The 13,359-nt window shown below is 68.7% G+C and carries 13 protein-coding genes; 8 read left to right on the forward strand and 5 right to left on the reverse strand.

The window, feature by feature from the left end; genetic code table 11:
- Positions 1–101 precede the first annotated feature (101 nt).
- Both ARTB_RS15415 and ARTB_RS15420 read right to left on the reverse strand, forming a co-directional pair.
- Positions 102–737: a LysE family translocator gene (locus tag ARTB_RS15415; protein ID WP_243181341.1), complete on the reverse strand. Its 636-nt coding sequence runs from the start codon at positions 735–737 to the stop codon at positions 102–104.
- A 64-nt stretch (positions 738–801) separates the two neighbouring features.
- Entirely contained in the window at positions 802–2,298 is a 1,497-nt protein-coding gene (locus tag ARTB_RS15420) for an amino acid permease (protein WP_243181342.1), read from the reverse strand.
- 378 nt (positions 2,299–2,676) lie between these two features.
- Between ARTB_RS15420 and ARTB_RS15425 the strand changes: the two genes are divergently transcribed.
- Genes ARTB_RS15425 through ARTB_RS15435 form a run of 3 tightly spaced genes read left to right on the forward strand, consistent with a single transcriptional unit; the run spans position 2,677 to position 4,300 of the window.
- Complete coding sequence (locus ARTB_RS15425; protein ID WP_243181343.1) at positions 2,677–3,105, forward strand: hypothetical protein; 429 nt, start codon at positions 2,677–2,679, stop codon at positions 3,103–3,105.
- Entirely contained in the window at positions 3,099–3,332 is a 234-nt protein-coding gene (locus ARTB_RS15430) for a helix-turn-helix transcriptional regulator (RefSeq protein WP_028277135.1), read from the forward strand. Before ARTB_RS15425 ends, ARTB_RS15430 begins: the two co-directional genes overlap by 7 nt.
- On the forward strand, positions 3,329–4,300 hold the full coding sequence (locus ARTB_RS15435; protein ID WP_243181344.1) for an NAD(P)-dependent alcohol dehydrogenase: 972 nt from the start codon (positions 3,329–3,331) through the stop codon (positions 4,298–4,300). The genes ARTB_RS15430 and ARTB_RS15435 overlap by 4 nt, the downstream gene beginning before the upstream one ends.
- A 28-nt stretch (positions 4,301–4,328) precedes the next feature.
- On the opposite strand, the gene ARTB_RS15440 is transcribed toward ARTB_RS15435, so the two are convergent.
- Together ARTB_RS15440 and ARTB_RS15445 are read right to left on the reverse strand one after the other, a co-directional pair.
- The gene (locus tag ARTB_RS15440) at positions 4,329–4,769 is read right to left on the reverse strand and encodes a protein-tyrosine phosphatase family protein (RefSeq protein ID WP_028277136.1); all 441 of its coding nucleotides are present in this window, start codon (positions 4,767–4,769) and stop codon (positions 4,329–4,331) included.
- Positions 4,770–4,825: 56 nt separating this feature from the next.
- Positions 4,826–5,743 carry an SDR family oxidoreductase gene (locus tag ARTB_RS15445; RefSeq protein WP_243181345.1) on the reverse strand — a complete coding sequence of 306 codons (918 nt, stop codon included), beginning with the start codon at positions 5,741–5,743 and terminating at the stop codon, positions 4,826–4,828.
- 282 nt (positions 5,744–6,025) lie between these two features.
- Between ARTB_RS15445 and ARTB_RS15450 the strand changes: the two genes are divergently transcribed.
- From ARTB_RS15450 to ARTB_RS15470, 5 genes are all read left to right on the forward strand, one after another.
- Positions 6,026–6,901: an IclR family transcriptional regulator gene (locus tag ARTB_RS15450; protein WP_243181346.1), complete on the forward strand. Its 876-nt coding sequence runs from the start codon at positions 6,026–6,028 to the stop codon at positions 6,899–6,901.
- Positions 6,902–7,163: 262 nt separating this feature from the next.
- Positions 7,164–8,861, forward strand: a complete 1,698-nt coding sequence (gene hutU / locus ARTB_RS15455) for a urocanate hydratase (RefSeq protein WP_243181347.1) — start codon at positions 7,164–7,166, stop codon at positions 8,859–8,861.
- 9 nt (positions 8,862–8,870) lie between these two features.
- A complete protein-coding gene (gene hutH / locus ARTB_RS15460) occupies positions 8,871–10,463 on the forward strand; it encodes a histidine ammonia-lyase (RefSeq protein WP_243181348.1) in 1,593 nt (530 codons plus the stop codon).
- A 152-nt stretch (positions 10,464–10,615) separates the two neighbouring features.
- Positions 10,616–10,852 carry a hypothetical protein gene (locus ARTB_RS15465; protein ID WP_243181349.1) on the forward strand — a complete coding sequence of 79 codons (237 nt, stop codon included), beginning with the start codon at positions 10,616–10,618 and terminating at the stop codon, positions 10,850–10,852.
- Positions 10,853–10,965: 113 nt separating this feature from the next.
- Positions 10,966–12,270, forward strand: coding sequence for a cation:proton antiporter (locus tag ARTB_RS15470; protein ID WP_243181350.1), 1,305 nt, complete (start codon positions 10,966–10,968; stop codon positions 12,268–12,270).
- Between the two features lie 30 nt (positions 12,271–12,300).
- Here the strand turns inward: ARTB_RS15470 and hutG are convergent, their stop codons facing one another.
- The gene (gene hutG / locus ARTB_RS15475; RefSeq protein WP_243181351.1) at positions 12,301–13,260 is read right to left on the reverse strand and encodes a formimidoylglutamase; all 960 of its coding nucleotides are present in this window, start codon (positions 13,258–13,260) and stop codon (positions 12,301–12,303) included.
- Between the last annotated feature and the right edge of the window lie 99 nt (positions 13,261–13,359).

Raw genomic sequence — 13,359 nt, forward strand, 5'->3', positions numbered from 1 at the left:
TGGCCTCGCAAGCTCGGCCAAGGAACCCGGACGGCGTGGGCCCTGCTTGGACGCACATGCCCGCCGCCGCCCGCTTCCATCTGCTGGGCGACAGGAATCCGCTAGTTCTTGTTGCCCACGAGCGCCAGGGTGCCGCCCAGCCCGATCATCATCACGCCACCGGTGGTGCTGAGAGCGGCGATCCGCCGGGGGGAGCGCGCAAACCAGTGCCGGGCCGTCCCGGCCGCGAGGGACCACGTGCTGTCCGAGACCAGGGAAATGAGCAGGAAGACCGCACCCAAGGCGGCGAGCTGCACGGGAATCGCTCCGGCCGAGTAGTCCACGAACTGGGGAAGCACGGCCACGAAAAATACAATCGACTTGGGGTTGGTCGCGCCGACGATGAAGCCCTCCCGGAGCACGCGGGCGGTCGAGGCCGGGTTCGAGGACGACGCCGTCGCCGCGCCGCCGCCGCGGTGCCGGATCGCCTGGATCCCGAGGTAGACCAGATAGGCGGCGCCGGCGAATTTCACCACGCTGAACAGCAGCAGGGATTGGGCCAGCACCACGCCGACGCCCAGGGCCACGGCGGCGATCTGCACCACCTCTCCGGCCGCGTTTCCCAGGACGCTCAACAGCCCGCCCCTGCGTCCCAGGGCCAGCGTCCGTCCGATCACGAACAGCACGCTGGGCCCCGGGATGGCGATGAGCACGAGGGCGGCAAGGGCAAAGGCCAAGAGGTTGGTGGCAGGGACCATGCCTGATCTTAACCCCGTGGGGGCACCCCCGGGAGCGTCTTAATCCCTTGGGGGCGAGGCACTATCACCGCCCGGCGGGAACTTGCGGGAGCTGGGCGGTTTCGTCGACCAGTTCCGCCCGCGCCCGGCCGTGGCCGCGGACCCAGAGGCGGTAAGCGAGTACCAGGACGCCCAGCCAGGCGGCGCCCACGTACAGCGCCACCCGGGTGTCCTCGAAGGCGCCGAGAATCACGATCACCAGGGCCATGAACGCGATGGTCAGTATGGAGGCGGCGGGCCACCACGGTGACGGGAACTCCGACGCCGGCAGGGACTTGCGGGCGATCTCGCGTTTCATGGCGACATGGGAGGCCAGGATCATGGCCCAGACCCACACGGTCGCGAAGGTGGCGATCGAGGCGATCAGCAGGAAGACGTCTTCCGGGATCACGGCGTTCAGCACCACCCCCACCAGCAGGATGCCGGTCATCATCACCACCGTCATCCACGGCACCCCGTGACGGGAAACCTTGCCGAAGCTCGCCGGTGCGTGGCCCTGCCGGGCCAGGCCGAAGAGGATCCGGCCGGCGCCGAAGATGTCGCTGTTGACTGCCGAGAGCGCCGCCGTGATCACCACGGCGTTGAGGATGTGGGGTGCGGCCGGGATGCCCAGGCCGCTGAAGATCTGCACGAAGGGGCTGCCGTTGCTGCCAATTTCGTCCCACGGGAACAGGCTCATCAGCACGCCGAGGGTCAGCACATAGAACAGCAGGACCCGGACGGGCACGGTGTTGACGGCCTTGGGGATGACCTTTTTCGGATCGGCGGCCTCACCTGCGGTGATGCCGAGGGTCTCCACGCCGCCAAACGCGAACATCACCACGGCGAAGGAGGCAAGGAGTCCTTCGAACCCGTTGGGGAACAGGCCTCCGTGGTCCACGAGGTTGCCGAGCCCTGGTGCCACGGTGGCGCCGCCGGCCTGGAAGCCGAAGACGATGATCGCAGCCCCGCCCGCGATCATGGCGATGATGGCCGCCACCTTGATCAGGGAGAACCAGAATTCCAGCTCGCCGAACACCTTGACGCTGAGCAGGTTCAGGGCGGCCAGGAAGAAGATGATGGCCAGGATCCAGACCCAGCGCTCCACGCCGGGGAACCAGAATCCCATGTAGATGCTGAACGCCGTGACATCCGCGATGGCCACGATCGCCATCTCAAAGACATAGGTCCAGCCCGTCACAAACCCGGCCAGCGGTCCCAGGTAGCGGCTCGCGTACTGGCCGAAGGACCCGGACACCGGATGCCGCACCGCCATTTCGCCGAGGGCACGCATCACCATGAAGACCGCGGCGCCGCCGATCATGTAGGCCAGCAGGACGGCGGGCCCGGCCTTCTGGATGGCGGAGGCGGAGCCGTAGAACAGCCCCGTGCCGATCGCCGAGCCCAGCGCCATGAAGCGGATGTGGCGGACGTTGAGTCCCCGGCTGAGTACGGAGTCGACGGCTGCGCCGACGGCGGTGGCAGCGCTGCCGGTGCCGGCCTCGGCAGGAGCCGCCTTCGTGGCGGTTTGGGCTTGTTGCATGCGAATACCTTCTCGTCATTGGGAGGGGGATCGCCATCCAGCAGACCACGTCCGGCCTTGCTGTGAGGAGTCTCACGGGAACTTCGTGTCTTTGATTTCAGACTGTGCGGCGCTCCCTCTGCCGGGATTCCCCACCTATGGCAGCGCCCGACGGCGTGTGGTCCCGCGAAGGCGGCGCGTCCCGGCGTCGTGGTTGCAAAGGTGGGGAAACTCCGCGCGGGGACCATGTGCGGAGCCGCGGCATGAGCGGCGCCCGCGCACGCCGCCGTCGAACTCAAACCCCAGGCGAGTCGAAAACTCTTGACACCTTGTCAGGTTTTCTTTACTTTTGGGATGTCAGGTTTGTTTTACATTGCCTTGGTTGCGCTGGAGCGGCAGATGTCATTTGAAGAAAAGAGCGCCTGGATCATGGGGGTGCTCGCGGCCGCAACCTACGCCGTGTACCTCGCCGTCGTTTTTGGCCTGGCCGGCACCATGCCGCTCACGGAAGTGCCGTATGTGGCGCCGCTGCTGTGGACAGTCGGCGCCTCGATCGGCCTTTCGATCGTGCTTCACCTGGTGATCCGGGCCCTGTCCGCCAAGGACGCCGGCATGAAGGATCAGCGGGACAAGGAGATTTACCGCTTCGGCGAATACATCGGCCAGTCCTTCCTCGTCGTCGGGGCCGTGGCGGCGCTCCTCCTGGCCATGGCCGAGCTCGACCACTTCTGGATCGCCAACGTCATCTACCTGGCCTTCGTCCTGTCCGCGATCCTCGGATCCGTGGCCAAGGTGGTCGCCTATCGCAAAGGCTTCCAGCCGTGGTGAAGCCGACCCGGGTCACGAACTCCATCCGTCGCCTGCGTTTCGAAAACGGAGAGCTGACCCAGGCGGAGCTCGCCGACCGTATCGGCGTGACCCGCCAGACGGTCATCGCGATCGAACAGGGCCGGTACTCGCCGTCGCTTGAGCTGGCGTTCCACATTGCCCACGTCCTCAAAGTTCCCCTCGATGACGTCTTCCAATACCCCGACTTTGAAGGAGAAGCACCATGAAAGCGATCGTCCAGGATGTTTACGGTTCCGTTGAAGTGCTGGAACTGCGCGAGGTCGACGCCCCCGTGCCCGGCGACGACGATGTGCTGATCCGGGTCCGGGCAGCCGGTGTCGACCAGGGTGTCTGGCACCTCATGACGGGCCTCCCGTACCTGACCCGCGTGGTCGGCTACGGGCTCAGGAAACCGAAGACCCGCATCCGGGGCCGGGCCGTGGCCGGCCGGGTGGAGGCTGTCGGCCGGAATATTGTCGGCTTCCGGACCGGGGATGAGGTGTACGGCACCTGTGAGGGATCCTTCGCCGAATACGCGTGCGCGAAGGAAGGCCGGCTCGCGCTGAAGCCGAAAAACCTCAGCTTCGAACAGGCCGCCGCCGTCCCGATCTCGGCCGTCACTGCCCTGCAGGCGCTCCGGAACGCCGGCAGGATCCAGGCCGGGCAGGAGGTCCTCGTCATCGGCGCGGCCGGCGGTGTCGGCGCGTACGCGGTGCAGCTCGCCAAGGCGTTCGGGGCGCAGGTGACGGGGGTGTGCAGCACCGCGAAAACCGATCTGGTCCGCTCGATCGGCGCGGACCACGTCATCGACTACACACATGACGATTTCGCAGACGGATCCCGGCAATTCGACCTCATTGTGGACACCGCCGGCAACCGCCCGCTCACCGTCCTGCGGCGGGCGCTCAAGCCGAAGGGCACGCTCGCGATCGTCGGCGGGGAAGGCGGAGGGCGGCTGACGGGCGGATTTCAACGCTCGCTCGGCGCCGGGCTGCTCTCCGTGTTTGTCGGCCAGCGGCTCAGGGGCGTCATGGCCGCAGAGCGGGCGGAGGACCTCCGGTTCCTGACCGGGCTCATCGAGGCGGGCGCGGTGACCCCGGTCATCGGCAAGAGCTACGCCCTGGCGGACGCGCCGGCGGCAATCCGGGACCTGCGTGATGGACACCTCCGCGGGCAGGCCGTCGTCACCGTTTGAGCCGGAGCGGTCAGGCCTTAGCCGCCGCCTACGGTGTGCCGGCCGGGAAGCGGGCGACGTACTGCCGCTGCCACGGGGTTTCCACTGTCCGGCGCCGGTACTGGCGGCGGACGTAGGACACAGCCTGGCCGGGCGGGACTCCGTCCAGGATCGCGATGCAGGCCAGCGCAGTGCCGGTCCTGCCGATCCCGCGCCAGCAGGCCACTTCAACCCGTTCGGCCTCGGCCCGGCGCCAGGCCTCCCGGAACGCCTCCAGGGCGTCCGGCTGGTCGACAGGCAGCCGAAGGTCGGGCCAGGGCACCCATCGGGACTCCCACCCCACGGGCGGCGGCTGCTTGCCCAGCAAATACACGCCGAACTCGGGAAACGGCCCGGCCGGAAGGGGGTAGTGCAGGCCGCGGCCACGAACGAGCCGGCCGGACGGAAGAGCCATGATGCCGTCCGCGGAAGCTTCCCACGTGTGCTTCATGAACCGATCGTAGTCCGTCCTGCCGCCGGTTGTCCGTGACCAGGAAGGGGCGGATGTCAGCGGTATCCGGCGGCATCGGCGTCGAGTCCTGCTTCCTGGACCTCAACGAGGTACCTCCAACAGTCCGGCTGCGAGCCGTCGGTGTCGGTGAAGCCGTACTCGCGGGCCAGCGCGCCGGACGAATACGAGCCGCCCGTGCGGCCGAGCACGTTGGGGTCCGCCGCCAGGGCCGCGACCGCACGCCCGACGAACAGCGGGCTTTCCGAGATCGCGGCGAAGTGCGGTTGCGTCCCGGCGGCCTCCCGCCAGTTTGCCTCGGTGACGCCAAAGTGTTCGAGCATCATCTCCGAACGCATCCAGCCGGGCGTCAGCGCCACCGCCGCGCAGCCGGAGGATCTCAGCTCCTCCGCCTGGCTGAACGCCAGGCGGAGCACCGCGGTCTTGACGAGGTCGTAAAACACGGAGACCCGGTAGTGCTCTGCGTTGTACTCGCGCGTGCCGTCGGTCATCTCCACCACCAGGCCGCCGGGGCGGCGGGTGAGCAGCGGCAGCGCGAAGTGGCTCGTAATGAGGTGGGTGTCCAGGCCGAGGCGGAGCATCTGCAGCCCGGCATTCAGATCGTGGGCCCAGAGCGGAGTGTTCCATTCGATGAAGTCCTCGCCGCCCCAGATGTCGTTGACAAGGATGTCCAGCCGGCCCTGCTCGGCGTCGATCCGCTGCACGAGGGCTTCCACCTCGGCGGCCTGGCGGTGATCGACCTCGACGGCGATTCCAGTGCCGCCCGCGGCGTCGACGAGAGCGGACGTCTCCTCGATCGTCTCGGCCCGGTTGTAGTCGGAACGGTGGCCGGAGGTGGTGCGCCCGGTGCAGTACACCACCGCTCCGGCCTCGCCGAGTGCGACGGCGGTGCCGCGCCCCGCGCCCCGGGTGGCCCCGGCAACCAGGGCGACCCTGCCCGACAGCGCTGCATTCACGTCTGTGCCTTTCCCTCCGGGACCTTACGGGCTGGGCTCAGCCGGCGACGGGCTCGCTCCTATGGCGGGGTCCGATGGCGGGGCACGCACCGGAAAGCCGGCGCCCACGTTCATCGGAACACCGGGCGTCGGTCCGGGCTAGGGGCGGAAGGCCCGCCATCGGAACGTGGCACTTGTCCGGCATTCCAGACAGCCGTTCCTGTGGGAGGCTGTCGGTTGACCGCCGCCGGGCGCATGCTTAAGTACGGGATACCGGACACCGCCCGACCGTGAAGAGGATCAATGCCACCCACCAGCACCGCAGTGAGCTCCGCCGCCGCCACGTTGTCCGCAGCGCCTGACACGGCCGCCCCCAAGGCCGTCCACCGGGCCGCCGGAACCAAGGCGGCGTCGAAGGTGCCGGCCGCCGAGAACACGCTGCGCATCCTCAAGCTGCTGGCCTCCCGGCGCGGGCCGATGGCGGCGTCGAACATTGCCACCGCGCTGGGACTGCCGCGCTCCAGCGTCTACCACCTGCTCGGCGTGATGGAGGCGAACGGCTTCGTGCTGCACCTGCACGAGGAGCAGCGCTACGGCCTGGGCATCAGCGCATTCGAGCTCAGCTCGGCCTATTCCCGGCAGGAGCCGCTGTCCCGGCTGGGCCGGCCAATGCTCGCCTCGCTCGTGGACGTGATCGGCGAAAGCGCGCACCTGGCGGTGCTGCACGGCCGCGACGTGCTCTACATCGTGGAGGAGCGGGCCAAGAACCGGCCGTCCCTGGTGACCGACGTCGGCGTCCGGCTGCCCAGCCATCTCACGGCCAGCGGGCGGGCCATCCTCGCCGCGCTGCCGAAGTCGCAGGTGCGGGCGCTGTACCCGAACGCTGCCGCCTTCACGGCCCGCCACGAAACCGAATCGCCCATCATGAAGTACTCCGCGCTGTCTTCGCATCTGGACCAGGTCCGCCAGCGCGGCTACGCCACCGAACACGGCGAGGTCACGCCCGGATTCGGTTCGATCGCCGCCGCCGTGACCGACCACGTAGGGTGGCCCACCGCCGCCGTCGCCGTGACGTTCCTGGAGGACAAGCTGCCCGCGGATCAGTGGCCGGTCCTGGCCGCCCGGGTCCAGAAGGTCGCCAACGAGCTCTCGGTCCGGATCCACGGCCGCCCCGCCTGACCGGTTGCCCCGTCCCACCCCAGCCCACCCCCGGTTGCGCTGTCACTTAGGGCTCCCATTCGCCCTTTTTAGCAACCGGAAGTGACAGCGCAACGGGGGAGGGGAAGGGTCTGGAATCCCGGACAGCACCCCTCCGGCAGGCCTGTTTCCGCGGCCGCGAAGGGGCTTTAGTTGATACAGAACCTCATTCCTCCGGATACACCAGGACACCAGTCCGAACAGACATCATCCGGCCACATATCCAGCGACAAAGGAGACCCTCATGGCACCCGCCGATTTCACTACCGGTGCCCGCCCGGTCAAAGCAGCCCGCGGCACCGAGCTCACCGCCAAGAGCTGGCAGACGGAAGCCCCGCTGCGCATGCTCATGAACAACCTCGACCCCGAGGTCGCCGAGCGCCCCGATGACCTGGTGGTCTACGGCGGCACCGGCCGCGCCGTCCGGTCCTGGGCCGCGTTCGACGCCATCACCCGCACCCTGGAAACCATGGAAAAGGACGAGACCCTGCTGGTCCAGTCCGGCAAGCCGGTCGGCGTCTTCCGCACCAACGAATGGGCACCGCGCGTGCTGCTGGCCAACTCCAACCTCGTCGGCGACTGGGCGAACTGGCCCGAGTTCCGCCGGCTCGAGGCCGAGGGCCTGATGATGTACGGCCAGATGACCGCCGGGTCCTGGATCTATATCGGCACGCAGGGCATCCTGCAGGGCACGTTCGAGACCTTCGCCGCGATCGCCCGTAAGCTCACCGGGGACGAGAACGGCACGCTCGCCGGCACCCTGACCCTCACCGGCGGCTGCGGCGGTATGGGCGGCGCCCAGCCGCTCGCCGTCACCCTGAACGACGGCGCCTGCCTGATTGTCGACGTCGACGAGACCCGCCTGCGCCGCCGGGCCGGGAAGCGTTACCTCGACGAGGTTGAAACTGATCTCGACGCCGCGATCGCCAAGGTCCTGAAGGCCAAGGAAGAGCGCCGCGGCTGGTCCGTGGGCTACGTCGGCAACGCCGCCGAGGTCTTCCCCGAGATCCTGCGCCGCCACAACGCCGGCGAGCTCACCGTCGACATCGTCACTGACCAGACTTCCGCGCACGACCCCCTGAGCTACCTGCCCGAGGGCATCACGGTCGAGGAATGGCACAGCGAGGCCGCGGCCGATCCCGAAGGCTTCACCAAGAAGGCCCAGGCCTCGATGGCCAAGCACGTCCAGGCGATGGTCGAGTTCCAGGACGCCGGCGCCGAGGTCTTCGACTACGGCAACTCCATCCGTGACGAGGCCCGCAAGGGCGGCTACAACCGCGCCTTCGAATTCCCCGGCTTCGTCCCGGCCTACATCCGGCCGCTGTTCTGCGAGGGCCTCGGCCCGTTCCGCTGGGTGGCCCTCTCCGGTGACCCCGAGGACATCGCAGTCACAGACAAGGCCATCAAAGAGCTCTTCCCCGAGAACAAGCACCTGCACCGCTGGCTCGATGCCGCCGCCGAACGGGTCGAGTTCGAAGGCCTGCCGGCCCGCATCTGCTGGCTCGGCTATGGCGAACGCGCCAAGGCCGGCCTGCTGTTCAACCAGCTCGTCAAGGAGGGCAAGGTCAAGGCGCCCATCGTGATCGGCCGCGACCACCTCGACTCCGGCTCCGTCGCCTCCCCATACCGCGAGACCGAGGCCATGGCCGACGGCTCCGACGCGATCGCCGACTGGCCGCTGCTCAACGCCCTTCTCAACACGGCCTCCGGCGCCACCTGGGTTTCCATCCACCACGGCGGCGGGGTCGGCATCGGCCGCTCCATCCACGCCGGCCAGGTCTCCGTTGCCGACGGCACCGACCTCGCCGCGGAAAAGCTCGCGCGCCTCCTGACCAACGATCCCGGCATGGGCGTCATCCGCCACGCCGACGCCGGCTACGACCGCGCCGTCGAAGTCGCCAAGGAACGCGGCGTCCGCATCCCCATGAACGAAAAGAAGTAGGACTTCACAATGACTGTTACAACCCACGAACCGCTCACCGTCACCCTCGGCTCCAGCGGTGTCACCCCCGAGGACGTCGTCGCCGTCGCCCGCCACGACGCCCACGTCACCATCGCCCAGGACGCCCTGGACGCCGTCGCCAAGGTCCGCGCCCACATCGACGACCTCGCCCACAGCGAGGTCCCGGCCTACGGGATCTCCACCGGCTTCGGGGCGCTGGCCAACCGGCACATCCCCAACGAGCTGCGCACCCAGCTGCAGAAATCCCTGATCCGCAGCCACGCCGCCGGCATGGGCCCGGCCGTGGAACGCGAAGTGGTCCGCGGCATCATGTTCCTGCGCGCCAAGACCCTGGCCTCCGGCCGCACCGGCGTCCGCCCGGTGGTGCTGCAGACCATGGTGGACGTGCTCAACGCCGGCATCACCCCGGTGGTCCGCGAATTCGGCTCCCTCGGCTGCTCGGGCGACCTCGCGCCGCTGTCCCACTGCGCCCTGGTCCTGATGGGCGAAGGCGAGGCGACCGGCCCCGACGGCACGCTGTACGGGAGCAAGGATGCCCGCCCGGTCGCCGAGCTCCTCGCCGCGCACGGCATCGAACCGGTCACGCTGGCCGAAAAGGAGGGCCTGGCCCTCGTCAACGGCACCGAGGGCATGCTCGGCATGCTGCTGATGGCCATCGCGGACATCCGCCAGCTGCTTACGACGGCGGACATCACCGCCGCCCTCAGCGTCGAGGCGCTGCTCGGCACCGACCAGGTGTTCCTGCCGGAGCTGCACGCGGCGCTGCGCCCGCACCCGGGCCAGGCCGCCGCCGCGGACAACATGCTCCGTGTGCTGTCCAACTCCCCGATCGTGGCCTCGCACCGGATCAACGACACGAAGGTCCAGGACGCCTACTCGCTGCGCTGCGCACCCCAGGTGGCCGGCGCCGTCCGCGACACCGTGGACCATGCCGCTCTGGTCGCCTCCCGCGAACTGGCCGCCGCGATCGACAACCCGGTGGTCCTGCCCGACGGCCGGGTCAGCTCCAACGGCAACTTCCACGGCGCCCCGGTGGCCTACGTGCTGGACTTCCTGGCGATCGCCGTCGCGGACCTGAGCTCCATCGCCGAGCGCCGGACCGACCGGATGCTGGACCCGGCCCGCTCGCACGGGCTGCCCGCCTTCCTGGCCTCGGACCCCGGCGTCGACTCCGGCCTCATGATCGCCCAGTACACGCAGGCCGGCCTGGTTTCGGACAACAAGCGGCTGGCCGTCCCGGCGTCGGTGGACTCGATCCCGAGCTCGGCGATGCAGGAGGACCACGTCTCCATGGGCTGGCACGCGGCCCGCAAGCTCCGCCGCGCGGTGGAGAACCTGCGCCGGGTCCTGGCGATCGAACTGGTGACGTCGGCCCGGGCGCTGGACATCCGCACCCAGCTCTCCGGCGGCGAACTCACGCCGGGACCTGCGGGCGCGGCCGTGATCGCCGCGCTGCGCGACGTCGTCGACGGTCCGGGCACCGACAGGTTCCTGTCACCGGAGCTCGAAGCGGCGGATGTCCTCGTGGCCTCGGGCAAGGTCCGGGCGGCGGCCGAATCCGCCGTCGGAAATCTCGCCTGAGAAGAAACAAAATGCAGGGCAGCTGAACAATTCCCGGCGCCCCCGAAATCTTTGGCGACACGGACGGCGGGGGCCCGGGAACTGTAGTACAAATGGAGAGTCCACACCAACGAAGTTGTGGCAAAGAACACATACAAAGGGGTAAAAGTTCTATGAAAGCACGCGGCACGGTACTGTCCAGGCGCCTTGCATCCGCAGCTACGGTTTCCGACTGGAGCGGCCTCCGGGTCGGCGAACGCGTCGAAATTGTCAAGCACGCACAGGTCATTGCGGCCGGTGAGGTCGAAGAGGTCTCGGTAAGCGGGAATGTGCTCTGGCTGGTCCCCGAGGGGCCGTCCGAAACGCAGCTTTTCCTGCAGTCCGACGGCGTGCAGGTCCGCCGCAGCTAGGCTGGCCGGGTTTTACGCGTTCACGCGTATCGTTGGGTGAGGGGCGCCGTTCCACAGGGACGGGGCCCCGACTCATCCCCCGGGCATCCGGGCCCGGGCAGGAGGACCACGCAGTGTTTGAGGCTCCCAGCATCGTTTTTGCCGCGGCAGGCATGGCCGTTTTCGCCGCCGCACTCCTGCCCAAGCTGCTGCGAAACGCGCCGCTGTCCATGCCGATGGTCTTCCTGGCCGCCGGCATACTCGCCTTCACATTCATCCCCGGCCTGCCGGCCCCAGATCCCCTGCAATATGGGGAGTTCACCACCCACGTGACGGAAGTCTGCGTCATCATTTCCCTGATGGGCGCGGGCCTCGCACTCGACCGTCCCGTGGGACGACGCGAATGGTCCACCACCTGGCGGATGCTGGGGATCGCCATGCCGGTCTGCATTGTTGCACTGACCCTGCTGGGGCTCTGGGCGCTGGGGCTGGGGCTCGGCGCGGCACTGCTGGTCGCAGCCGCGCTCGCCCCAACCGACCCGGTGCTGGCCTCTGAAGTGCAGGTGGGCGAGCCTGCCGACGACGAGCACGAAACCGAGCGTGGCGAAGACGAGATCCGTTTCGGCCTCACCTCCGAGGCAGGCCTGAATGACGGGCTGGCCTTTCCGTTTGTCTACCTGGCCATCGCCATCAGCCTGTCCGGGTCGGCGCCGTCCGAGTGGTTTTGGCCCTGGTTCCTCACCGATGTCCTGTGGCGGATCGGCATGGGGCTACTCGTCGGCTGGCTGGCCGGGAAAGCGTTGAGCCAGCTGTTCTTCTCCGCCCGCGACAGCATCCGGCTGTCCAACCACTCGGAGGGCTTCGTGGCGCTGGCGGCGACGTTCCTCGCTTACGGGGTGACGGAAATGCTGGAAGGCTACGGGTTCATCGCCGTCTTTGTATGCGCCGTGACCATTCGGGCCGCTGAACGCACGCATGGGTTTCACCGTGTCATGCACGCCTATGTGGAGCAGCTCGAACGTCTCATGACGGTGGTCATCCTGGTGCTGCTGGGCGGCGCGATTGCACGAGGCCTGCTGGCCGGCATTGGCTGGCCGGAGGTTCTGGTGGCGCTGGCGTTCCTGCTGCTCGTCCGTCCGCTGGCCGGCTGGACCGGCCTCGCCCGGGGTAAGACCGGCCCGCGGGAACGGATCGCCATCGCCTTTTTCGGCATCCGCGGCATCGGCTCGCTCTACTATCTCGCATACGCGCTCAGCAAGGGCGACTTTGGAGCCCAGGCCGAGGAATTGTGGGCGTTCATCGGCCTGGTGGTGGGGATGTCCATCGTGTTGCATGGGGCGACAACGGCTCCCGTCATGAACCGGCTGGACCGGCTACGCGAACGGAAGGCTGTGCAGCAACATGGCGACGAGGGCAAGGCGCCGAAAACGCCTATCTGAGGCGGCGGCTGACCGTTCCCGCCGCCCCGCCTATCCCAGCAGCGTATTAACCAGCCGGGCGGCCACTTTGGCGGTGCGGCCGTCGATGTCGAACTCCGGGTTCAGCTCGGCGATATCCAGATGCAGGAGCTTCCCGCTCGCGGCCACCTGGCGGCACACGGCGCTGATCACCGGCAGCGGCACACCAAAGGCCGCGGGAGCGCTCACCCCGGGGGCCGCGGAGGCCGGCAGCACGTCCAGGTCGATGGTCAGGTACACCGCGTCCACCTGTGCCAGGAAGGCTGCCACAAACGCGTGCGCGGCGTCCGCCGAGCAGTCCTCGTCCAGCAGGTAGTCCACGCCGAGCTCGTCTGCCGTCCGGAACAGCGTACGGGTGTTGTTCGGCTCGGAAATCCCGACGACGGCGTAGCGCAGTTCGCGGCCGGCGGCTGCTTCGGCGCGGGCCATCTGGAGGAACGGCGTGCCGGAGCTGGGCACCGGCTCATCGCGGAGGTCGAAGTGGGCATCGAGGTTCAGCACGCCGACGCTCAGGCCCTCGCGCACGGCCGCCGACCCGGCCACGCCGAGATAGCTGGCAAAGGCGGTCTCGTGCCCGCCGCCGAGCACCACGGGAAGCCCGCCGGCGTCGAGCAGACTGGTGATCGCGAGCCCGGCGCGGGCCTGTCCTGCCTCGAGCGCGTCCCCGGCCACGGTGACGTCGCCGGCGTCGTGCACGGCGCGCGTCAGGTGGAACGCGAGCGGGCCGAGCGCGGCCCGGATGGCCGCGGGGGCGGCCGCGGCGCCGGTCCGTCCCTTGTTGCGACGCACCCCGGCGTCGCTGCCGAAGCCGAGGAGGACTGCGGGGCGCCCAGCAGGGACACCCGCCGGAACCGTGCCGGGAGCGTAGGGGGTCACCGCCTGCCACCAGCGCCGGTGTTCGTCGCCGTCGCCGTCGAACCTGCCGGTCCAGGGGTGGGGCGGGACATCAACGGGGAGCGCGGGAGAAACCATGCCCCTAGCTCACCGCAGCCCGGGCCGGAAAACCAGCCGGGCCGCCGTCGGACTGTCCGGAATCCCGGAAACTGAGCTTAAACGCCGCCGGGTGGGCCA

It is taken from the genome of Arthrobacter humicola (genome assembly GCF_022803015.1).
Classification (GTDB): Bacteria; Actinomycetota; Actinomycetes; order Actinomycetales; family Micrococcaceae; genus Arthrobacter; species Arthrobacter humicola_A.